Annotated in this window: 16 protein-coding genes; all 16 read right to left on the minus strand. The window is 54.4% G+C overall.

Features of this window, described 5'->3' with window-relative positions:
- Positions 1 to 70: 70 nt before the first annotated feature.
- Positions 71 to 1,012, minus strand: a complete 942-nt coding sequence (locus tag CA51_RS20040; protein WP_145122963.1) for a glycosyltransferase family 2 protein — start codon at positions 1,010 to 1,012, stop codon at positions 71 to 73.
- A gap of 13 nt (positions 1,013 to 1,025) precedes the next feature.
- Positions 1,026 to 2,231 (minus strand): polysaccharide pyruvyl transferase family protein, encoded by a 1,206-nt coding sequence (locus tag CA51_RS20045; RefSeq protein ID WP_197451339.1) that lies wholly within the window; start codon positions 2,229 to 2,231, stop codon positions 1,026 to 1,028.
- A gap of 103 nt (positions 2,232 to 2,334) precedes the next feature.
- Positions 2,335 to 3,348 (minus strand): glycosyltransferase family 2 protein, encoded by a 1,014-nt coding sequence (locus CA51_RS20050; RefSeq protein WP_145122965.1) that lies wholly within the window; start codon positions 3,346 to 3,348, stop codon positions 2,335 to 2,337.
- A complete protein-coding gene (locus CA51_RS20055) occupies positions 3,341 to 4,312 on the minus strand; it encodes a glycosyltransferase family 4 protein (protein WP_197451340.1) in 972 nt (323 codons plus the stop codon). The genes CA51_RS20050 and CA51_RS20055 overlap by 8 nt, the downstream gene beginning before the upstream one ends.
- A gap of 303 nt (positions 4,313 to 4,615) precedes the next feature.
- Positions 4,616 to 5,551: a glycosyltransferase family 2 protein gene (locus CA51_RS20060; RefSeq protein WP_145122967.1), complete on the minus strand. Its 936-nt coding sequence runs from the start codon at positions 5,549 to 5,551 to the stop codon at positions 4,616 to 4,618.
- 1,387 nt (positions 5,552 to 6,938) lie between these two features.
- Positions 6,939 to 7,805 carry a class I SAM-dependent methyltransferase gene (locus CA51_RS20065; RefSeq protein WP_145122968.1) on the minus strand — a complete coding sequence of 289 codons (867 nt, stop codon included), beginning with the start codon at positions 7,803 to 7,805 and terminating at the stop codon, positions 6,939 to 6,941.
- A gap of 35 nt (positions 7,806 to 7,840) precedes the next feature.
- Positions 7,841 to 8,446, minus strand: coding sequence for a hypothetical protein (locus CA51_RS20070; RefSeq protein WP_197451341.1), 606 nt, complete (start codon positions 8,444 to 8,446; stop codon positions 7,841 to 7,843).
- 209 nt (positions 8,447 to 8,655) lie between these two features.
- The gene (locus tag CA51_RS20075) at positions 8,656 to 9,933 is read right to left on the minus strand and encodes an ABC transporter ATP-binding protein (protein ID WP_145122969.1); all 1,278 of its coding nucleotides are present in this window, start codon (positions 9,931 to 9,933) and stop codon (positions 8,656 to 8,658) included.
- Positions 9,934 to 9,980: 47 nt separating this feature from the next.
- Complete coding sequence (locus CA51_RS20080; protein WP_145122970.1) at positions 9,981 to 10,877, minus strand: ABC transporter permease; 897 nt, start codon at positions 10,875 to 10,877, stop codon at positions 9,981 to 9,983.
- A 114-nt stretch (positions 10,878 to 10,991) separates the two neighbouring features.
- A complete protein-coding gene (locus tag CA51_RS26255; RefSeq protein WP_145122971.1) occupies positions 10,992 to 11,615 on the minus strand; it encodes an acyltransferase in 624 nt (207 codons plus the stop codon).
- Positions 11,616 to 11,642: 27 nt separating this feature from the next.
- The gene (locus CA51_RS20090; protein ID WP_145122972.1) at positions 11,643 to 12,884 is read right to left on the minus strand and encodes a glycosyltransferase; all 1,242 of its coding nucleotides are present in this window, start codon (positions 12,882 to 12,884) and stop codon (positions 11,643 to 11,645) included.
- Positions 12,885 to 13,373: 489 nt separating this feature from the next.
- Positions 13,374 to 14,687: a TIGR03087 family PEP-CTERM/XrtA system glycosyltransferase gene (locus CA51_RS20095; RefSeq protein ID WP_145122973.1), complete on the minus strand. Its 1,314-nt coding sequence runs from the start codon at positions 14,685 to 14,687 to the stop codon at positions 13,374 to 13,376.
- Between the two features lie 25 nt (positions 14,688 to 14,712).
- Positions 14,713 to 15,654, minus strand: a complete 942-nt coding sequence (locus CA51_RS20100; protein ID WP_197451342.1) for an XrtA system polysaccharide deacetylase — start codon at positions 15,652 to 15,654, stop codon at positions 14,713 to 14,715.
- Positions 15,655 to 15,805: 151 nt separating this feature from the next.
- The gene (locus CA51_RS20105) at positions 15,806 to 16,690 is read right to left on the minus strand and encodes a sugar transferase (protein WP_145122974.1); all 885 of its coding nucleotides are present in this window, start codon (positions 16,688 to 16,690) and stop codon (positions 15,806 to 15,808) included.
- Between the two features lie 46 nt (positions 16,691 to 16,736).
- A complete protein-coding gene (locus tag CA51_RS20110; protein WP_145122975.1) occupies positions 16,737 to 17,471 on the minus strand; it encodes an exosortase-associated EpsI family protein in 735 nt (244 codons plus the stop codon).
- A gap of 94 nt (positions 17,472 to 17,565) precedes the next feature.
- On the minus strand, positions 17,566 to 22,290 hold the full coding sequence (locus tag CA51_RS20115) for a tetratricopeptide repeat protein (RefSeq protein WP_145122976.1): 4,725 nt from the start codon (positions 22,288 to 22,290) through the stop codon (positions 17,566 to 17,568).
- Between the last annotated feature and the right edge of the window lie 298 nt (positions 22,291 to 22,588).

Genomic DNA, 22,588 nt, shown 5'->3' on the forward strand with positions numbered 1-22,588 from the left:
TTTATGAGTCGATTGGAAATTCTGACCTGCTTATCCGCATAACAATTAAGCGTCCGCCGTACCGCATTAGCTAACAGCCTCTAAGTGCAGCAATTCGGCATGCCAGTTTTCTTGGCAGGAAAGAAAAGCCGTTGTAGGCCAAGCGCTTCAGCCGCCCGAGGTTACCCGGCGGAATATTTCGAAGGATTTCGCGGGCTTCGGCCCCTTCGCCACGAACGAGCGAATGGTATACCGCCCCAACTCGTCTCTGCTGTAAAACCGCACGAATGTGTTGACGTTCTACATCGGTCAATTCACCACACTCTAACAAACGTTCAAGCACCTTAACATCGTTACGATACAAACGTCCTTTCGTGCCGCTGATGTTGTCCCCCTGTTGATACATCGTCACGAGAATTTGGTCGACCGCGGCGAAGGTGTAACGTTTGGCCAAACCCAACCACAATGCCCAGTCCTCCGATCCCCATATGTCTTCCGGAAAACTGAAGCCATCAAGCCCACCTCGCACCATCACCGCCGAAGTAATCACTCGGGACTGGGTGATCATCCGTTGAAACAAGTCCGGGCCAAAAAGCAATTTATCGCCGTCTCGCTGGACTTCCGCTCCATATAAACCGCCGAGCGAAAATCGGGAGGGCATCAAGATCTGGCCAGCGGATCGAGTCATGGTATCGCAAAAAATCAAATCTGCCCCTGGAAAACGACTAGAGGCGTCCAGTTGACGCTCTATTTTTTCAGGATGCCATTCGTCATCACTGTCCAAAAAGGCGACCCATTCCCCGCACGCTGTTTCAATCCCACGATTGCGGGCAGACGCTGCGCCAGCATTTGCTTGACTGAGCACACGAACGTCTTCCCCGTAGGAAAGCGCCACACCAACCGTATTATCGGTGCTGCCATCATCGACGACAATGATCTCACCAACCGGCACTGTTTGCGCTCGCACACTTGCTATGGCACGGCCAATCTGGTTGGCGCGATTGTAACACGGTATAACTACCGAGATCTTCATGAACAGCAATCTTTCATTCAGCCAGCCCTTCAAAATTTTTCTTCGAAAGTTCAAGGACAGCCGGAAGATGCCGTCGGATCTGCTCACTAAGTTGTGCGCTCAGAGAAATACGTTGACGAAACAACGATGCCATTTCGTCAGCACTCTCAGGAAATCTTTCAGCCCCAACCAGCCCGCCCGACGACAAACCAAACAGCTCAAACTGCCCTTCAAACTTCCCTTGATAGGGGAAACCGGTGATCGGACGTCCCATCCCCAACGAGGCAATGCCCAAATGCAGGCGGCAGGTAAAAACATGTTTACACAATCCAGCAATATGCTTCAGCACCTGAGCATGCGGCAGCGGGGACACCAAGTGAGAGATAGGCTCGGCTTCTCTATGCAATTTCTCTTGGAATGCCCTCAAATACTCAACGCCTTCTGGCTCGTCATGAGGAAGCAAAAGAAACCGCACTCCATCCTCGATCGCGAGCCGTCGACACGCTTCAGCCAACACCTCTAGCCGATGCTGCTCCGCACCGTATTGGCCCAAGACAACCTGCGTCAAATTTATGCCAATAAGGTTTCCACGATTCTGATTAACAAAACGCCTTAGTCCAAGATCTTCTTGTGGTATCTCAGCAGGATTCAACAAGTAAGCAAGATCTCCAACTTGCTCAATTCCTGGGATCCCAGCGGCTTGCAATCGCCGAAAAGAGACGGGGTCGCGAACCAGTAAACGGGTTCGTTTCCCCAAGCGTGACATTCGCGCCACAAGCCCAGGCGAAGGTTTCCCATTCACGCTGAACCCCAATATTCTTGTCTTAATCCCCAATTTCGTAGCCAAATCGATAGCGTCCATCGAAGCAACGCTTCGCTCCTCGCCATATCCTTCGTCGAGAACGTCCGCGCCAATCACCAGCATTTCTCGATGCATCCCCGCCACCCTGGGAAACGCAAGCTGTTCACGAAAACTACGAGTTGTCAAAAACAGAGGAAACAAATCAGACCGAATTCGACAATCTTTCGTAGGGCACAAGGACTCTATCGACTGATCACTCGTTGTAAGAATCGTGTGAGGCCCCCCCTTCGTTGCAACATGCTCGACGACGACCTTCAACAAAGCTTGATCACCACGATTTCGCTCAGGGACGGGAGCGGAGCAAATCAGATAGCCAGCGCCCGGCTTGCGGTTCCCTGCCAGTGCCAGGCTCACTGCGACCCCAAGTTGTTTTGCCAAGCCTATCATTCTACACCCGCATCCCAGTTTAGACTGCCACACGCGATGGCGAACGCCCGCCTAAAAGAACATACTCGCATATAGCAACGCCCCCATAATCTCATTACTTCACCGCCCAAGGTCGACGCATTTTCCTAACCGCGCTTTTGAACCAACAGCTAACCCTCGTCTTTTGCATTGACGTATTCATTGGCGTTAACCGAAGCGCTTTTGCAAACGCAGAAAATGCCCCCTGCTCATCACCAGACATCCAATGAATATTATACCCCACGGACCAAAAAAGATCATGGGCGACCCGTTGATGCAGAGCCTTAAGTTCGCGATCGCTAAATCGAACTTCCTGCTTAAGATCTAAATACCCTCTAACCAGTGACTCGTATACCTTCGCACGCGCGGCAGAAGCCATACTTAGCGATGCAGAGGAGGAATTCCCCCGATGCTTGCGAAAGACATATTGCAAACGATGCAATTGCGCCACTCGAACCCCGGATTTGATTGCACGAATCAAAAACATACGATCTTCCCCATTGCGCAAGTCCGCCCGCAATTCGACACGATCAAATACGGATCGTCGAATGACAGACAATGGAAGCCCAAAGCTATGAGCGGTCAGCAACAGCTGTTCTACAAATGCAGTGTCCGTAAAAATCTGCAAGTCGTCATTCCAACTTGACTCTAGCGCCAAAACGGACTCGGGCACTGCACTCATTTCTCGAGATCGCAAATCATCAATTGGCGATTCGCCAGAAACATGACACCCCCTGACGGACACCCAGTCAACACCAGGATACCCCCTCAATACCTCAATACAATTGTTGAGATAATCCTCAAACCAAATATCGTCACTGTCGTAAAACGCAACAAATCTACCATTTGCGTTCAACAGCCCTAACTTTCGCGCCGCGTAAGCGCCTGCATTATCTTGATAAACATACGTTGCACGCGACTCCGCAGAACCAAAACAATCATCAAACAGCTTCTTGGTATCGTCGACGCTACCGTCATCAACAACAATTAACTCCCAATCCCTGAATGTCTGACGTTTTATCGCTGCAAACGCTTCAGGCAAAAATGCGGCTCGATTATAGGTAGGCATAATGATCGAAACACTAACCATCGTGCGCCTCACTTCCAGCTTCGGCTAACCGTTCAGCGATTTCCACGATACGCTCCAAGGTTTTTGTTTCACTCTCGACGCTAAATTTTGCTCTTACAGTGTTCCTCGCCGCTTCTCCAACCCGTCGCCTTTCCGTCAAATCGCCACCAAGCCGGCACAACAATTCGGCATGCCGAGAAATATCGCCCGGCTCAAAAAGAAAGCCATTTACGCCACTCTCTATCATATCGACGACTCCTCCGGATTCACCTGTCACAACGGGCAACCCATGAGCCATTGCCTCGAGAATACTAACACCAAAAGTCTCAACCCTCCCCGACGATGCCCCCGTACAATTATGCGCAGTAAACACGTCGGCTTCACAACGCAAACGATTCCCTTGATCACTTGAAACGGTGCCGAGAAAGTGAATCCGATTATAGCAATCCTGCTCGCGAGCCAAGGCCTCACAGCGGTCTCTCATTGGCCCGTCTCCAGCAATGGTGAGTTCCGCGTCCAACCCCCCGCTACATGCTAAAGCAAACGCACGTATCAGGAGGTCAGGCCCCTTACAGTCCACCAATCTCCCCAAGTACAGAATCTTCATGGGAGAACGACTCGAAACCTCCGACAAAACAGCTGGCACTTCGATCCCAAAGTGGTTGACGACAACGCGGTCAGAAGGAAAACCAGCCTCGACCAGTTGGGTTCGAGTGTAATTTGAATTTGCAATTAACATCACATAGGGAGCAAGACCAAGACAAGCGTCTCTATATGCTTTAGCGTCACGCAAGTTTTCCCCGTTATCATTTGACAGCCCCCAATCAAAATCAGCACCATGGCAATGCACAACACAAGGATGACGCTGAGAGCGAATGATCGACTCTAATTCTAACGCTACATCCAGATAGTGAACGACCAGTGGTGTCCCTTCCAACCCTCGAAGTTGCTTGCCGACTCGTAGCACCGGATCCTTGCGCCACAACGACTCACTGCCTCCGGCAAAACGGCCGATGCAACGCCGAAATGCCCCAGGCTTCATACCCCACGCAGCGACCAAAGGGCATGCAAACGAACTTGCTCCTAAACTCTCAATGGATCCATGGTCAGTTATCACCACCGATACCCGGGAGCCCAAATTACCAATATTTCGCCGCATCCACAGATGTGGTGGGGCTGCTAAATGCTTCGCCACAACAATCACGGCATCGACCGATTAAACTTTGTCGGAAATGACATACTATCGACCGTACACTTTCTAGAGAACTTAAACATTGTAACGCAGCATCTAGCGTCCAATCATACCCATCACTCGGTCGTAGAGACGGAACACAAAGCCCGGCAACACCACCCGACTTGCCGCCGATTCCACAGAACGTGGGAGGGTTTCTTTGCGACAGGCACGGGAAAGGCTAACATAATGGTCCATCCTACGGGAATAATAAGCGGCGTCGAGAATACAAGTAAACACATTATCATTGAGAAAATGGCAACTTGCGGCACGATCCTCTCCTAACGAAGGTGCATGACGTGTTATCCATTCACGTTTTGCCAAATACCTATACAATTGAGTTGCTTTGAATCGACTCTGCCCAGCTGCGTGGCGACGATACCCAACCAGCGGTTCCGATACGTAGAGCAACGCTCCACGAAGTACTACATCGAGAAAAAACAGAGTATCTTCACCGTAAGAGACACCTTCTCGGAATCGCGGACAACACTCAGACCGGATCAAAAAAGTTGACATATTCGATGGAATGCCCCGAATGACGTCCTCGATACTAAAGTAACCTTGAAGTCCATCGGGAGCATGCACATCAGAGATGTCACCAAAGTTAAAAAAACCTGTACACGACGCCAGGGCATCGTCTTTAGCTAATCCTTGGAGTTGACGCTCTAATTTCCCGGGCTCCCACAGATCATCTGCGTCACAAAATGCGATCCAATCACCGGTACTGAGTCTGATCCCGTGATTGCGGGCAACTGCCTCACCAGCGTTTTCCTGACGAACGACTTGCACCCGATCATCTACCGACGCTGCCACTTCAGCGGATGCATCAGTACTGCCATCGTCAATGACCCAAATCTCTGTTGGCTTGTGCGTTTGCCCCAATACTGACCGAAGTGTTTCTTCAATAAACGACTCACCGTTATAACACGGAATTACGACTGATACGCTATCACTCCTCATGTTAAATCGCTCGATCCTTTCTTCATAGTTCACACAAGCATATTGCGGGATACCGTTTGCCTAAACAACGGCAACTTTGAGACAAGTCGCCTACTGCAATTTAAACGAGCAGAAAAACCACAACGATACCAAGCGGGGTTCTTTTCGAAATACCATATTGCCCCTTCGTGCTTTCACGTCCATACTTTTCTTGCCCAAGAATCGGATTCAGAAATAGCCCCGGCGATCCTCAGCCAACTGAACCACCGGAGACGGCCACTCTCAGACTAACACAAAATTCCTGCATGTACCGTCAAAAGCCCGCTCCACACTAAACGTCCTGCCGCGTTGGTTCGAACAATGAGAGTTAGCCTCCATTGCGAACCAGCTTAATCATGGGCTATATCCTCAGAAGATTCAGGCCCTCACTTACGACAGGAGGAGAAGTACGCTGCCTAAACCAGCGACTGCCTCAAGAGGCCAGAGCAAGGCAAAAAATGAACGATAAGCCTCTCAATTCCCTCTAGTATGTTTTTCCTGAAGATATACGCGGTCGGCCTGGGACGTGATGCAATGATTACAACACGGCCCCTTCCAATGCGAACGTAGACGACGTGTGCAACTCGCTCCCCCACCGCACCGTCTCAATTGGCGCACCAGATTTTTCGCCCCGCAGCACCTGCGCTAAACAACCAGAATGTTACTCCGAAAAAAACGCAAGTCGCGTTGTGTGGGCTGACGCGCCGAATGCCTGACTAGCTAGGGCTTAGCTGGAAGGCGGAACACACAACTGACAACTGGCCATCGCTGACCTTCACCGCCCATCAATTGACTATTCGGTCTCCCATTCGAGTACAACATATGGAATCCTGGCTTCCCGGGCAGGATTCATAGGCAACCTGTTCGAGCCGCATTCAGAACCTCACCGGGAATACTTTCGCTGTTGCCAAGAACAAATGTCACACGACATGCTGAAGGAAACCGCCCCCCCACGTGGACTTGCACCACTTCATACCGGGATGCGAGCAGGAACATGCTAACAAAATCGATTCCCGCCGTTTGAGCCACGTCGCGACGGGCGTTCGTCGATGGGCCGCCGTGGACCATTCAGATTCACGTCTTAGCGCGTTGGCCGAGCATTTACAAAAACGCTAATAAAGTCACCTGCGGGGTCTTCTCGCCAACAAATCTCCCCGCGGACAGAAGCCTCTCGCGTTCGTCCTTGAGAAATCAGAGTGGAAAAACATCAGTACAGACACCACTGGCGCTATCAACGGGCATTTCAGGATCGCTACCAATGCCGTCACAAGCTCGACTCCATCGCTCTGAAAACTGCAATGATGCAGGCTGCGGATTTGAGTGAACCTCTCACACATCCCCAGGGATAATAGAGACGAAGCTCACCCCCGAGTCATTTGTCGGATTGGAAATAGCCGCTGACTTAAGACGAGGAAAACGGCGCCGCAGCCAACTTGATAACCGCGAATCCAGTACCTGTGTTTACTCGTGTAGCTTGCAATATACCATAGCGTTCCTCCCAGGCTTCAAAAATCTTTGTCTCCCCCTCTCTTGCAGCATCATCCAACACGATGATAGCGTCTGGGGCGAGCTTGCCAGCGAGTGCTTCAATTGCCGGAATTCGAGCATACCCCGCCCCCTTGGATCCATTAGGAGGACCATCGACGATGACAAGGTCTACATCACCTCCAATACTACTAAGGTGCGATTCAAGATCGTACCAATTTACCTTTTTCCCAAAATAACTTTGTTCGTTTAAAGGCGTAACAATCACGTTGGCAATGGCATCGCAGCTACGCTTTCCAAGATGCCTAGTTGTTATTTCCGCCCACTCCGGATCGTGGTCCACCGACAGGAGATTACCACGCCCTGCCTCTTTCAGCCAACTCGCCACACAAAGCGTTGATATACCGGAACCGAATTCTACAACGTTACGAGGCCTGTACGTGTCTAACACATCGATAAGGAGCAAAAGATTGGGAAACGTCATCGACCAAGTCGACGTCGGAATCTGGAGCCCTGGAAATCGTTCACGGACTGCCAACACAGCGTTTACGTCGACCGCTGCTATTGTGGCAGAATCAGTCAAATGCTTACGCGCCAGCAAATCATGTTGCCCGGCACGCAATTCCCACAAAGCGACATTAAATCGCGCGGCGACCATTCCGCATCCGAAAACAAACAATACAAATGCAGCAGTGCACCCCCAAAAAGGCGGCACTACCCCCAATGCAGCAGCAAAAGCGTTGACAATGGAAACGCCAAACACAAAGAATAAAACTATTTTCACAATATACTTTGCAGAAACATGGAAACCTAACGAATCTACTGTCTAGCACGCAAACGCATAATCTTTTGAAGTGACCGTATCCCAGAACCGCTTACGTTCGATTCAGATTCTAGCGATGCATTGTGGGCAACGCGGAATTCACCTAAGGCATTTTCACAATCCCCTTCGGCGCCAATGAACTCCCAAAACTTCATGAAATCCGCGGATGCATTATCGAGACTAAATTCCATCTTACGTGTCTTGTCTAAAAGAAACAGTTCGATGTTGCGATTTACGGTCTCACAGTAGTCGAGTGATACCTCAAATGGACTGTAACCCTCGTCCACGTGGAGCAATACATCTCGCCGATACGCGTCGATAATTCCTCGATCATAGCGTTTCACAAAACTTTGTGCGGTATCAACAAGGTTGCGTTTCAAGTGCACGTACAACGCATTATCGCCAAAGTGGGCATGAAGCCTTCCCAAGCACCAGGAGAGACGGTTATCAGCTTCAATATGTCGATCAGGAAAGTCGAAGCGATCAGCACCTAGCAACCCGCTCCTTGACTCGTGTTCACTTGTGTAGTTGGTAATGTGCTCGCATGCACGGATGAAGGTCATCGATCCGCACCGCCCCGTATTGAGTATAAATACGTTCATAAATCTTTTTATTCTTTGGACCGGCTGCCAGCAAATTGTGATGAAAGTTAATGCACAATAAATGTAAGGATGCACATCTAGCTGCGACTTTGCCGACCTACAACATCTACTGACCACCCGCTAGAAGCGTGATGACATGAATACGTTTTCTAAATCGGCTTCAAGCGAAAGCAAACTTGGGCTCTGCTTGTATCATGCGGCAGATATTATTACGGTTCACAACGATTGTTGCAACGACGCCACTCGCTCTTTGCGATGCACACTCCAGGATGCGTCCTTTTGCTTGTACTCAAGCTTACGCCGTCGACGATAGTAAATGGAGCAATTTCCGATATCAAATCTAATTGCTTACCTTTGCTCGAAATTCCGACTGTCAGCGTATAGTCCCCTGGCGTTAAAGGAAGTCGCTGAACAACCGACAGCACATCATCGGACGATGAAATGTCATTGCCCAAACCAAATGAATCAGTTGAAAAGCAGGTTAGCATTCGCTGACCTCTGATGCTGTCAATGCCGATTCCGATGCGAAAAGATTGTGCAGGCAACTGTTTTTTAAAACGCAGTAGGACCATCAAGTCGGATTCTACCGCGATTGAATGTATCACAGCATGGTCTTTATCGATGATATGTGCCGACCGCAAATAGGCTGCCGACGCAAGTCGTTTCAGCTGCTCGGGTTCATTGTTTTTAATTATACTGTTTCTATATTTTAGCATCACATCGCCAGTGACTCCGACAGACGCAACCTGGCCGCGTCTCACCTCAACAGCGCGATCACATAACGTTTCCACTGCGTCTAAGTTATGACTTACAAAAATCACAGTCCTACCACTCTCGGCCACACTTTGCATCTTCCCCATACATCTTCTTTGGAATTCCGCGTCTCCGACAGCAAGAACTTCGTCGATAATCAAGATTTCAGGCTCAAGATGCGCAGCAACTGCAAAGGCGAGCCTGACCTGCATGCCCGACGAATAGCGTTTTGTCGGCGTGTCGAGGAATTTCTCAACTCCTGAAAAGTCGACGATCTCGTCGAACTTGCGATCGATCTCGCGTTTGGTCATCCCCAAGATCGTACCGTTCATATAGATGTTGTCGCGGCCGGAGAGTTCCGGATGGAAGCCGGTCCCGACCTCTAACAAACTGCTGACACGACCTCGTATCACCGCCCGACCACTTGTCGGCTCGGTGATCCGGCTGAGGATCTTTAACAGAGTGCTTTTGCCTGCTCCGTTGCGGCCAATGATCCCTAAGACATCACCTTCATTGACTTCGAACGAAACGTCTTTCAACGCCCAAAGCGTATCTTCCTGATCATCGTGATCTTCGACTTTGGTCGTGCTGAGCCGTCGCAAACGCTGCAGTTTTTTCAGCGGGGATCGAAGAACTCCCTTCAGGGCGTCTGCCATGGTATCGGGGACCTCTTCCTTTAAACCTAGTCGGTAGGCTTTGGAAAGGTTTTCGACAGAGATGATCGGGCGTGACATGGATTTGTTACAGAAGACGGGAGGTGGGAGAGGGGAGTTGGGAGTGACTAAGCGACGTCGGCGAATATTTTCTCTTTGCTGCGGAAGAATGCCAAACCGCTGATGAACATCAACGTTGCAGAGACAGTGCCAACAGCGATCAGATCCCAAGGCATCGATTGAGTTCCCAGTAGAGCGCTACGGAAACCTTCGATCACGCCCACCATCGGGTTCAGGGCGTAGAGCAAGCGGTATTCTGCTGGCACCAAACTGGTCGGGTAGACGACGGGGGATGCATACATCGCGATCTGGATCACAAATCCCATTCCATGTTTGACATCGCGGTACTGGACCGCAAGCGCAGTCAACCAAATGCTGATCGCCGCCGCCGAAAGGGACATCAACAACACCAACAGCGGCAACATCACGATGCCCATACCGGGCGGATGACGATAGGCAACCATCAGTGCAACCAGCACTAACATCGCGATTGCAAAATCCAACAACTTGGCTGCCACCGCCGACAGCGGCAGCAACAGCCTTGGGAAATAGATCTTCCGTAACATGTTGGCTTCGCTTACCAACGACGCCACGCCATCGTTGACCGCGTTGGAAAAATAGGTCCAAGGAACAAGCGCCGCAAAGCTGAACAGGGCATAAGGGACGCCATCGCTGTCGACCTTCGCCAAGCGGCCAAAGACGATCGTAAAGATGACCATCGAGAAGACCGGTTGAATGATCGCCCATCCGATACCGATCGCGCTTTGGGCGTAACGGACTTTGATTTGCCGCCATATAAGGAAGCGAAACAGATCGCGATAGGCGACCAACTCCTTCCAATCCAACAACTGCAAGCCCTTCCGCCGCTCGATGATCAATTCATATTCGAATCGCTCTTCGTCGTTCGTTTCGTCACCGGAGCCAGTTGATGGAATTTTCTGTGTTGTTTCGATAGTTGATGACATTTTTTAATCGACAATAGCTGGCAATTGAACTCTGTGGCTGATGCGACCTATTCCGGCTACCGCCCGATGGGCGCGGACTTCGTTCCTGTGGGTGACCGCAGCCTACCCTGGAAATCACTTTAAGTTTGCAACAGGTCCAGGGGTTAGATTAGTTGCGGATGGGCGGTCGTATAGAGGGGCGGCGGGATTTCCTACCACTACGACGCGGGATGCTGTTGGTTTGGTGACGATGCTACCGGCGCCAACGATTGTCTGGTCGCCGACGTCGGCCAATACGATCGCTCCTGCGCCGATCCAGCTATCGCGTCCGACGGTCACGCGGACCTGGGTTCCCGGTTGCTGGCGGATCGGGATGTCCAGTCTTGCGGTGCCATGCGTCTGCGGACCACTGGGAATTTGGACTGCGGGGCCCAATAACACGTCCTGCTGCAGCGTCACCAACCCCAGCATGCAGCGAGGCCCGATGTAGACGTTGGCTTCGATCCGTGCTCCCACCTTGGATAACAGGGTGCCAAAACCTATCGTTGCCGAAGCAGAACAATACTCCAAGGCGGTTCGACAAAACGCAACACGCAGATAGCTGCCCAGCGTCCCCGGAAGCCACGCCAATAACTGGGTATGGGTTTCGAGCGATCCGTCGGGACCGACGATCCGGCCGAGGATCTGGTGCGTGATCGCCAGCGGAAGAACGGCAAGCGCTGCGAGCAGGCGGAACGTTGCTTTGATTGCGGGTTTCAAGAGTTGGGAGCGGGGAGGTGGGAGGTGCTAGGGTTGGGGAGTTTTGGTGGGGGCGAGCGATTGGTAGTGTCGGTGGTAGGCTGCGATCGTTTGCTGCAGGTCGAATTTCTCGATCACCCGCGCTCGCGCCGCTGCGCCCATCGCTTGCGTTTGTTTCGGGTTGTCAAACAGTTCCCCGCAGCGGTTGGCCAACGATTCGTGATCGCCTCGCGGGACGAGAAAACCTTCGACGCCTTCGCTTACATGTTCGCCATTCCCCCCGACGTCGGTCACAACGGCAGGGCACTGGCTGGCCATCGCTTCCAACAACGTCAACGATGCCGCTTCGCTAACACTAGTCAGGGTGAACAGATCGACGGCCCGAAGAATGTCCGCCACATCGGATCGGATCCCCCAAAATTCAATCGAATCTGGGAACGTTTGGGACGCGGGGCATGAAGGGGATGAGGTGCGGGCGAGTTGCTGTACAAGCGATTCGATCGATTCGCGTTCGGGGCCGTCGCCGACTAACAGCAACCGGGCGTCGGGCCGCTGTTGATGGACAAGCTGCCAGCCGCGAATCAGCATGGCGTGATCTTTGACGGGATGAAACCGCGCGATACAGGCGGCGTAGGGACGATCGAGATCGAGCCCCAATCGACGCCGCAGGTCGGCTTGTGACGCCTGGTCACCGCGTGGTGGCAACTGCCCAAGGTCGACTCCATTGACCAACGTGACAGCCGCGGAAAAACCTTCGATCTGCTGCAACGCCCGGGTGCTGAAGTCGCAGCAGGCGGTTGTCACGTCGGCATAACGTTGCAACAGCAACCGGTTCGCCCAACGCCGCTTGGGCGAGACGATATCGGGGTAGTGCCGCCCGTGTTCGGTAAACAGAATTTTCACCGGAGCCCGATGTAGCAAGCGGGCCAGGGCAGAGTAGAAAAAGGGTGTGTATTGGTGGGCATGCAGCAGATCGATGCCGCGATTGCGAACTTCCGCAGCCAACCGACGGGGAACGTTGCGATCTAGGCCCGGCCTGCGATCCAAAACGACAACCGGAACACCTGCATCCCGCAGCTGTTGTCCCAATTCCCCCAGAGCATCCAAACAGAAGACCGTCGGTTCGATTTGGTCTTCCAGACGCTCGATGATCTGTTTCACCAACACCTCCGCCCCTGCGACCTGCATCACATGCATCACAAACCCGACGCGGATCGGCGTGGCGCGGCGCCGATCGACTGAGGTCGATGGATGCGAGGAATTTGACGAATTGGAGCTAGGGAGAGACATTGGGCGCAAGGACGAGAACGTCGTTTCCTTCGGGGGGTTGGATTGCCTAGATCTGGCGAGGCGGGATGAGAAGCGGTGGGGCGTTACGGTCGGACACTTAAAGCTGGAACGCCCAGTTGTCCGGAATGAGATAAGCGTTTATTCCGGGGGGGCATATGATCTGTTTGCCGCGGGTCGATCTGGCTGATGACAAGTTTGTGGGGAACCGGACGCTAGCGGCTTGTCGGTTTAATCAGCCGATTGGGCGTTAGCCCCGGTTCCGCTGCCACTAAACCGGGGCTAACGCCCAAACGGCTAATACAAGGAAGCTCGTTGTGACTAAACCGACAAGCTGCTAACGCGTGGCCGCTGATAGGAGCGAACGGGTCCGTTTTCACCGATTCACGATACGTATTACGACGAAGGGGGCGGGCGGCAACAATGGCGAACCGGACGCTAACGCGTGGCGGCTGATGTGCTCGAGCAAAATACGGGTTTGTTTGCAACGGTTCAGGATACGTTTGCCGCCGGTCGCCCGGGTTGCAGCAAGCTATCGAATCCGGCCAGGGTGGCGGGCCAGGTGTAGCGTTGGCAGACCAATTGCCGCGCGTCGCGGGCAATCCTTTCGCACTGCGATCGATCGCGACAAAGGGCGACAACCTGTTGAGCCCATTGGTCGGCAGTCTCGGCGATCCGCAGGTGCTGGCCATCGACGGCGTCGATTCCGGTCGCCGCGTGAGGGGACGCGATCACCGGTTTCCCCATCGCCATCGCCTCGAGGACTTTGTTTTGGATGCCGCGAGCGATCTGTAGCGGTGCAATCACGATATCAGCGGACCGCAGATAGGGTCGCACGTCGGGGACCGCACCGGTGACCAGGACGCCAGGCAATTGGGCGAGCTTGTTGACAGCAGGGCTGGGATGTTTGCCGATGATGTCGAAAGTGATTCCCGGAATCTCCCGTCGCAAACCGCTCCACACATGTTCCAAAAACCACTGCACCGCGGCGACATTGGGCGGGTAATTCATCACCCCAACAAAGGCAAGCTTCGGGTTTTCGCCACGATTAGACCGAGTATCGATCGCGGTGGCGTCGGAGGTTTGTGGGGCGAAATACGTGGTATCGACACCGTTGGGAACGCCATGAATCGCGTGGCCGCCGGAGGCCAGACGAGTTCTCAGCACATCCGCTTCGGCGTCGCTGACCAGGGTGACAGCTTGCGATGTGCGGACCGCTTCGTGTTCCAAACGCCCCACGCGTCGAGCTTCGGTGCGGTAGATCACGCGTTTCCAAAAGTTGGCGTTATCGGCGTAAGCGTGAAATTTCTGGCTGTCGACATCGACCAAGTCGACGACTTTGGGCAGGTTGCACAGCGGCCGCGATCGGACATACCGCAACATGCCGCTGCAGTAGACAAAGACCGAATCAAACGAATCGCTGTCGGCCCAGCGATCGACAGTTTTCGCCAATGCCGACGAATAAAAGAGGCCTGCGGTGAGGGCATCGCCGCGAACCGCCGACGCTCCCGCCCGCAACCACTGGGTCCGTTTCCCCAACGGTGCGATCGCAACGCGATCACAGACCGATTCGAGCCGCTGACGGGCGTCGGGGCAGATCGGTTCGTCGGAAACACAGGCCAGCGAAACGTCGCACTCTTTCGACAGATGCTGCAGAATATTCCACGAACGGATTCGATCGCCGCGATCGGGCGGATAGGGAACGCGATGGGTTAACATCAAGATCCGGCGACGCCGATTCTGCGATGGCGCAGGCTCATCGGCGGCAGCAGAGGAGGCTTTGTTTTCGAAACCGAGTGCGTTCATCGTATTTGAGCGGTGCTGATGGATCTCATGTTTCGATCGAACGAAGCGATTGCGTCTTCGCCACCTCGCTGTCGTTCCATTGCTTCAGGACGTCGCACACGGGGGCGAAACGGAATTTTTGCAAAACGTGTTTCAGCCGCTGTTCGGTGCGACGCAGACCGATGTAATGGCGGAATCGGCTGCGGAATCCGACCCCGGCGATGCGAGGTTGTTCCGGATCGACCTCCCACGGATGAAGATACAGCATCGAAGGGTTTTGGCCGTTTTGAATCGTCCGCATTGCGTACATCGTCATGGCGATCGGGAACATCCGAAAGTATCCGCCGCCAACGGGAATCTTCAGCGGTCCCAGCAGGGCGACCGATGGTGGGATCTCGACGATCGTACCGGCGGCTGTCTGGCGTTCGTGGATCTCTTGTCGGCCATCGGGGACGCCATAGCGATCGTGACGGATCGGGAAGACGCTGCTGTCGACAGTAAAACCTTCTTCCGCCAAGATCTCAAAGGCCCACATCGATTTCGCTGTGATCGAAAAACTAGGAGCCCGGTAGGCGTTGACTGCTTGCCCGGTGGCATCGGCAATCGCCGATCGGCTGTCGCGAATATCGTGGCGAAATTGTTGGGGCGTGAGGTTGTAAACCAGTTGATGCCAATAGCCGTGGGAGGCCAGTTCATGCCCGGCGGCGGCGATCCGTCGCAGGAGTTCGGGATTGCGATGGGCGACCCAGCCGAGAACAAAAAAGGTGCCCCGCACGTTGCAGTCTTCAAACAACTGCAGCAGCCGATCGGTGTTGGCTTCGACACGACTGGGCAACGCTTCCCATTCGCTGCGTTTAATGCGATGTTCGAACCCCGAGACTTGAAAATAGTCTTCGACGTCGACGGTCAGGATGTTGGGATTCAAAGTCGTTTCCGCATCGGGTGCGATGGCGTTAGAAGCATCGGTTGTGTGTTTGGATGAAGTCAATGTCCGGTACTACAGGGATCGTTAAGTGCAGTGACTTTGGCGGCTCAACCGCCACGCGAAGAGCCGATGAAAACTGGGGCTGGCGTAGAATGGATGCTTTTTGCGTCCCGCCCCTCATGCCGCCCAAAGACCTCGACGGACAAGCGGGCTGCTAACGCGGGCGGACAGCGACTGGCGAACCTGGATCGATTCGGGCGACTGTCTGTTCCCAAACTTCGTCGGTGTGTGTCGCGGCCCATTCTTTACGCCGCTGCGATGCTTCCAAAAGCTCTTGCAACGAAACAGTTGGACTGTTGGCGTTGGTGGCGGGCAGGTGCTGCAACAGTTTGGAGCGATCGAGCCCCATGCAATAGGTCAACCATCGGCCGCGGAGAAAACAGACTCGCAACGCGGTCAACAAGATCATCCGCAAGTCGAGCCAAGCGTTTGCGTGATCGATATGCTCCAAATCGAGCGTCTGTTTTCGTTCGACGCTGCGGAGGTCGCTGTCGGGAGGAAGGTTGATCTGTGCCAGACCGGTGATCCCGGGGCGGACGATCAACCGCCGCTCGTATCCCGCGATCTCCTCTCGTAGGAATTCGACGAATTCAGGGCGTTCTGGACGGGGCCCCACCAACGCCATCTCGCCACGCATGACGTTGACCAATTGTGGCAGTTCGTCCAGATGCAGTTTCCGCAGCACGTGGCCAACCGTGGTAACCCTAGGATCGCGATCGGAAGACCATTGTGGGCCATTGGCTTCGGCATCGATCCGCATCGTCCGCAGTTTATAGACCCAAAAGATCTCTCCCCCACGGCCAACACGTTTCTGTTGAAAGATTCCTGGGCCCTTGGAGGTCAGCCGGACGATCGCCCAACAGACAGCAATCAGAGGTGCGGTGAGCACCAATAATCCGGTCCCAACGACCCGCTCCAAACGGTTTTTGCGGATAAAGTAGCGATAGCGGCGATGACGTCGCGGCAGCGCCAGCGGCGGGCTATCGCTTGCCTCATCCAGATAAGCCGCTTCGGGCAAGAGTTCTTCAATTGTCAGCATACCAATCGCCAGTAAACAATGAGGTGGGGCAAACGTTGGAGGTCGATTACAAGCTTTCCGTCGACGCGAAAGCGTGCGCGTCGAGTTCAGGAAGAAAGCTGCGGAGGAAATCTTTCACTGGTGGTTCCTGCCCCATTACTGGCGGGGTCCCGGCAACCTGGATCTTGTACAACCGATCGGTCATCCAGACCCGCGGGTACTCTGCTGCGTACCACTGCGTTCCATCGCTCCATCCGTACCACACATCCAAATGTGGTTGTTCCGCTTCGGTGCGACGGAACTGGACCCGCCACAACTGATCGTTGGGGCGATCTTCGTCGATCGTTTCGGCGACTCGGGTTCCCGCCGGTTCAGTCCCTTGGCTGCTGTAACAGACTTCGGGGGTGTGAACAGCGATCGGGCCGCGCGGGCCAAACATCACGGCAACGTTAACACGATCATCCGTCGATCGCTTTCGGTACTCGTGAACTATCGATCCGTAGCACTGCAGAATCTGTTGCGCCTGGGGATCGAGCTCGGACGTGGAGACACGTTCCCACTGGCCACATGTGGTCGGCAATGTTTGCAAACGATCCCCCACCAATTTCAGATCTGTCTTGGGTTGCCAGCGGCCGTCCAAGAGTCCATGAAAAAGACCGGAGAGGAGAATCAGCGACAGGCAGACGACCAGAGCCACGGTCCGCGACCGCATCTTCAGGCCGGAGGATCCTGCTCCGCCGCCATTTCCATCGGTCCCGGCGATCGGTTCAAGGTCGGTTGTTGTACTTAGTGGTATCGACATCGTGCAAACTAAGGTCGAAGGAAGGAATCAAAGGGTGGAATGGCTGCCGGGCGAAGGTCGCACCGGCGATATTGGCGGGCAAATTGGCGAGTGTTCAGGAAGCCTTGCGGCGTCCGAATTCCTCTTGGATCGCTTCCAAGTCGCGCGATTCGGCTGGGGTTAAGACCGACGATTTAATCGCCCGAATATCCAGTTGGGCCCATTGGGCTCGGGCCGCAACCCTGTCTCCCGACCGCAACAGCGCCATCACGAGATGGAACCTGTATTGTGGGTCGGACGACGTCGCTGTCGCTTCGCGAAGTGTCTGCACCGCCTCGTCGACTTGATCGTTTCGCAGCAACACGAGGCCAAGCGTATCGAGCAGTTCGGGAGACCGCCCGTACAGATCGATCGCTTTGCGAATTCGCGGCAGAGCGTCGACAAAGCGTCCTTGAACCTCCGACAACGCCATCGCCAAGTTATTCAGAATGCGAACATTGTCGGGAGCCAACCTTTCGGCTCGCTCGTACAACGCAACCGCTTCGGCATAACGATGTTGTGACAGACGCAACGTGGCGACCGATTCCATCACTTGGGCGACCGATTTGTAGCGATTGATCGCATCCTCGAGGTAGGCTTCGATTTCGATCGGCACGGTGACGGTGTTGCCGCTGAGGACGATCAGGTCGGCGATCAAGGCCAACGTATTGCCATCCATCGTCTTTTCAAAGTTCGATTTACAAATCTCCAACGCGGTATCGAACTTGCGGCCCCGCGCCAACGCGATGACGTAGGGGCGTAGATATTTGGGATCTTCGTCGTAAGCCTGTTGCAACCAATCGAGGGCTTGTTCATGGAAGCCTAACCGCGAAAGCGTGCGTCCAGCGGCCTCCCAGGCACTCGCTTGCGGCGTCCCTTCGGATCCGATCATCTGTTGCGTCCAGGAGGCAGTCAATTGTTCCACTTTTTTAACGTCGCCATGATGCCGGGCCAAACGCAAACGGATGTCGAGCGCCAACGTCCCGCCTTCGGTCATTTTGTCCAATTGATCCGCCAACGCATCGATCTCACCCGTCTGCTCGGCAGCCAGCAGAAGATCTGCAAAGCGATAAATATCCAACGGCAACGGCTCGGGGCGTCGGACGAGAATTGTGTACAAACGTCGCGATTCGGCAAAGGCCCGCGTCGCTTGGCTTGAATCGTCCTTTTCGGTCGCAATCGCCCAGCGTCGTCGCTCCAACGCGGCAAGCATGCGAACGGCGTCGTCGTGATTGTCTTGATCGTTGCGAATCAATTCCCGCAAGATTTTGTCGGCCTGCTGTTGGCGTTGTTCATCGCCCCGATTGATCAAGATCAATGCGTGCAGCAGTTTGTTTTTAGCCGACAAGGTCTGCTCGGTCCCCAACAACTGGTCGAGCCGTTGCCAAGGAACCTCTCCACCATCTCTCAGCGCGATCGCAAGCGCCAAACGATTGCGAACGTCGACGTGGTCGGGACGAACTCGCAGCGCCGCTTCCAACATCTCGATCGACTTTGCGTCGTTCTTGGCGGCTTTGTAGTAGTCGGACATCGCGATCAAACATTCGGGACTCTCCGGAGCGATCCGCACAGCCTTGGTAAGCGCTGCGAGAGCGGATTGCAGATCGTTGATCTGAAGGTAAGCGAGTCCGACAAACAGCGACCGCGAAGGTTCGGAGATTTTGCTGCTGGCAGCCTGTTGAAGTTCGCGGCTAACTTCGGGACGGCCAAAAAAGGCGTTCTGAAATTGGACTCGCAATTGATAGACCGGCAGGCTGCTGTTCCCCGATTCTTCGAGAGCGTGATCCAGGGCTTCGCTCGCTTCGGCAATCAATGCCTGGCGGGCTTGTGGTTCGTCGGTTGATCTGGCCGCGGCCGACGCGGTTTGAGCCAACAACAACCAGGTCTTGGTTTCGTTTGGATTGCGTTTGGCACTGGCACGAGCGAGGTCGAGCCCCTGGCGGAAGTCGCCCTTCATTTCGGCGATCGCGATCGCTAATTGCGTGACCGTCGAATTGGCTTTCTTCAAGCGTTCGAATCCTTCAAACGCAGCTTCCGCTTCGGCGATTCGATTCGCGGTGGTCAACTGCGAAACCAACAACAACAGACTCGAGACACGCTGATCTCCCCCATCGATCCCGCGACGCAGGGCATCGATCGCTCGATTGGTTTCACCATTTCGCGCGGCGATCAAACCTTCCAGACTGATCCCCAATGCCCAGCGAGGACGCGACACCGCAATTTCTCGCTGCAATTGCGTCGCTTGTTTCAGCAGGGCGTCGCGCTGTGGGTCGTTCGGTTTGGCACGGTCATATTCGTGCAGCAACCGCGATGCGACGGCCAGCCGCCACCAACCTCCCGACGTACCAACTTCATCGCGGAGCACGTTTTCCCAGTGTTCAGGGGATTGCTCTGCAGAAACGGTTGTCGATTTAGTTGGATCGACCGCAGCTCCCGATGGTTTCTGAGATAATGCGAGGCCGTGCAGACGGAAGATGAGATCGGGAGTTGGTTCGATCGCAGCAACGCGAGCCAATAACTCGAACGCCAGGTTCGGCAATGAATTCGCCAAGGCGATATCGGCTGCTTGCTTCAAGCTGACAACGGCGTCGGCAGGCTTTTCAGATGCATGCTGAGTCAATGTTGCGATAGCGGGTTTCGCGTTGCCCTGCATCGCCAACAGGGATGCTTTCGTTTGGCAGTAGACAAGCGAATCCTCCCCTGCCAGATCGGCGAGGGTTTCAAGTTTCTGACGCGATTGGTCCAATTTGTTGTCAGTTGCAAGACTGAGCACCGCCACCGACTGCAGTTCAGCGCTATTGGGATACCGTTTCAGCAACTGTTCCAATCGTTCGTGGGGTCCCAATTGGCTCGAACCATCGTCGGCGGCCGGCATCGCAAGAGCCAGAATCTCCGACTGAATCGTCAACCGTTGACGCTCTTCGGATCGATCGTCACCCAGCTGGGCAATGGCGAGCTTTGCTTTTTCGAGCGTTTGAACCGCCGCAGCGTAATCGCGTTCACTGGCGGATCGTTTCGTTTGCTGGCGGACAATCGCTTGGGCCTGTTCCAACAAAATCGCAGCGGAACTGACTTCGGTGCCACGCCATTGTTGGATAGACCGATCGGTATTGCCAGCTTTGCCCCACGCGCGTGCCGCGGCGATTCGGTACTGCCCCGCGGACGGCATCAGATTGCTCGCCTGTTCAAACGCGGCGGCGGCGAGATCCCACGACTTGGCTTGCTCGTAAGCCGCACCAAGCAATCCCAGGGCGGCGACACGATCGGTGAGGGCTGCCGGGGCTTGAGAATCGACAGCTTTCTTCAGGAAGCCAATCGCTTCGGACGTCTGACGTTGCCGGAATGCCAATTCTCCGTTCAGGTAGATTGCCACCCAACGCGCCGCGTCGAGCGCGTTCTCACGCTGCTTGCGTTCTACGGCAGTGAGCCTAGCGCCGGAGGAGCCCGTTAGCGCCAATGTGAGTCGATTTGTCACGGCGGCAAGTTCGTCGACAACATCCTGTGCCTCGCCCAAGTCACCAGTCGAAACAACTGTTCTTGCCAGGGCCAAATGAAGCGTTAGCGATTCGTCTCCCAACCGCTCGATCCCGGCGCGCCATACTTCCCAAGCCTGCTCGGGCTGCGTCGCCTCCCAATACAGTGTTCCACGCGTTAGGTAGACGGCCTCAATCGCTTGAGGTCCCACCGACAACGATTCCAACTCAAGCAACTGATCCAGAACCTTCGCCACGTCAGCGATCTTTTCTGGCGTGGGATCGTCGCCTAGATCGGCAAGAGCCGCCTGATACACGATTTGGAAATCCCAAACTGCATTTGTATTCGGGGCGGACGACGACGTCGCGAGCGAGTCGTCGCCAGCGGAAGCGGCGAGCGTCTGCAAACGCTGCAACGCGGAAGCGTGAACGTCGTCCAATAGTGTTGATGCCTGATCGGGGTTCGTCGATTGCAGATGGCGATAGACCGTCCACATCGCCTGTCCATCGTCTCGTTTTTGCCGCAAATTGGCCAGGACTTCAGCGCCGATCGCCTGCGGATTTCCGTTGACATCGGTTGCTGCAAACGCCCCTTCCGGTTCAGTGGTGCACAGTTCCAGTAGCGCGGCGGCCAACGGGATCTCGTCGCGGTTGGCAATCCATGCTGTATAGACTACGGAGCCCAAAGGTTGTTGAGCTAGCCATTCCCAAAAACCGGTTTCGCGGTTGAACTTTTCGGGCTCCAGTTTCTCTTTCCCCGCTTGGCCTTGCGACAGGATCAATCGAGTTGTTGCCAGCCCGAGAAGCATCTCAGGATCATCCTGGGCTGCGGAAAGCTCGATGATTCGCTTTTGGGTCTCGCTGGCATAACGCGGGCCATATTCCAGCAGGCGGGTGATCAGCTTCCGCTCCAGAGCGTTTCGCTCCTCTCCCGGCGAATCGTCCAACGCGATGACAGCGTTGCGCAGATGGCGGATGGCGCCGTCGATCCGCGAATAGCGTTCTGCCGGTTGCAGATCGCTGGCATCGGCTGATTTGTCGGCGGCGTTTGCAAGCTGAATCGCAATCTGCGTATCGGCCGGGTGAAGCATCCGCAACTGGTCGAGCCAACGGAGCTGTTGGTCCCAATCCTCTGCTTCGGCCGCAGCATCGGCTTTCTGTTGAACCGACTCGGCGAGCTGTCCCGATTGCATCCAATAGATGCCCCCGAACAACACCGCCGCGATCGCAGCAACACCCAATGTCAGCAACAAGAAGCGCAGGTCGACTTCCCAACGAACGCTTCGTTCGGCCCGTTTGGTTGTCGATTCAATAGTTACGGAATTCATATTCAACGTTTTTTACGCAAGCGATGACAAATGGAACACCAAAACGCCTGGTTAGGCCGTGGACTGTTACGCGTTTGTGCTTTGGCAAATCAGCCAGCACGCACTAGCAGCTTGTCGATTTAATCAGCCGATTGGGCGTTAGCCCCGGTTCCGCTGCCAATAAACAGGGGCTAACGCCCAAACGGCTAATGCAAGGAAGCTCGTTGTGACTAAACCGACAAGCTGCTAGCGTCCGGTTATCCAAGAGCCCCCGACACTAGCGCGTGCCGGTTGATACCTCAAATGAAACAGTGCTCTG

It is taken from the genome of Rosistilla oblonga (assembly GCF_007751715.1).
Taxonomy (GTDB): domain Bacteria; phylum Planctomycetota; class Planctomycetia; order Pirellulales; family Pirellulaceae; genus Rosistilla; species Rosistilla oblonga.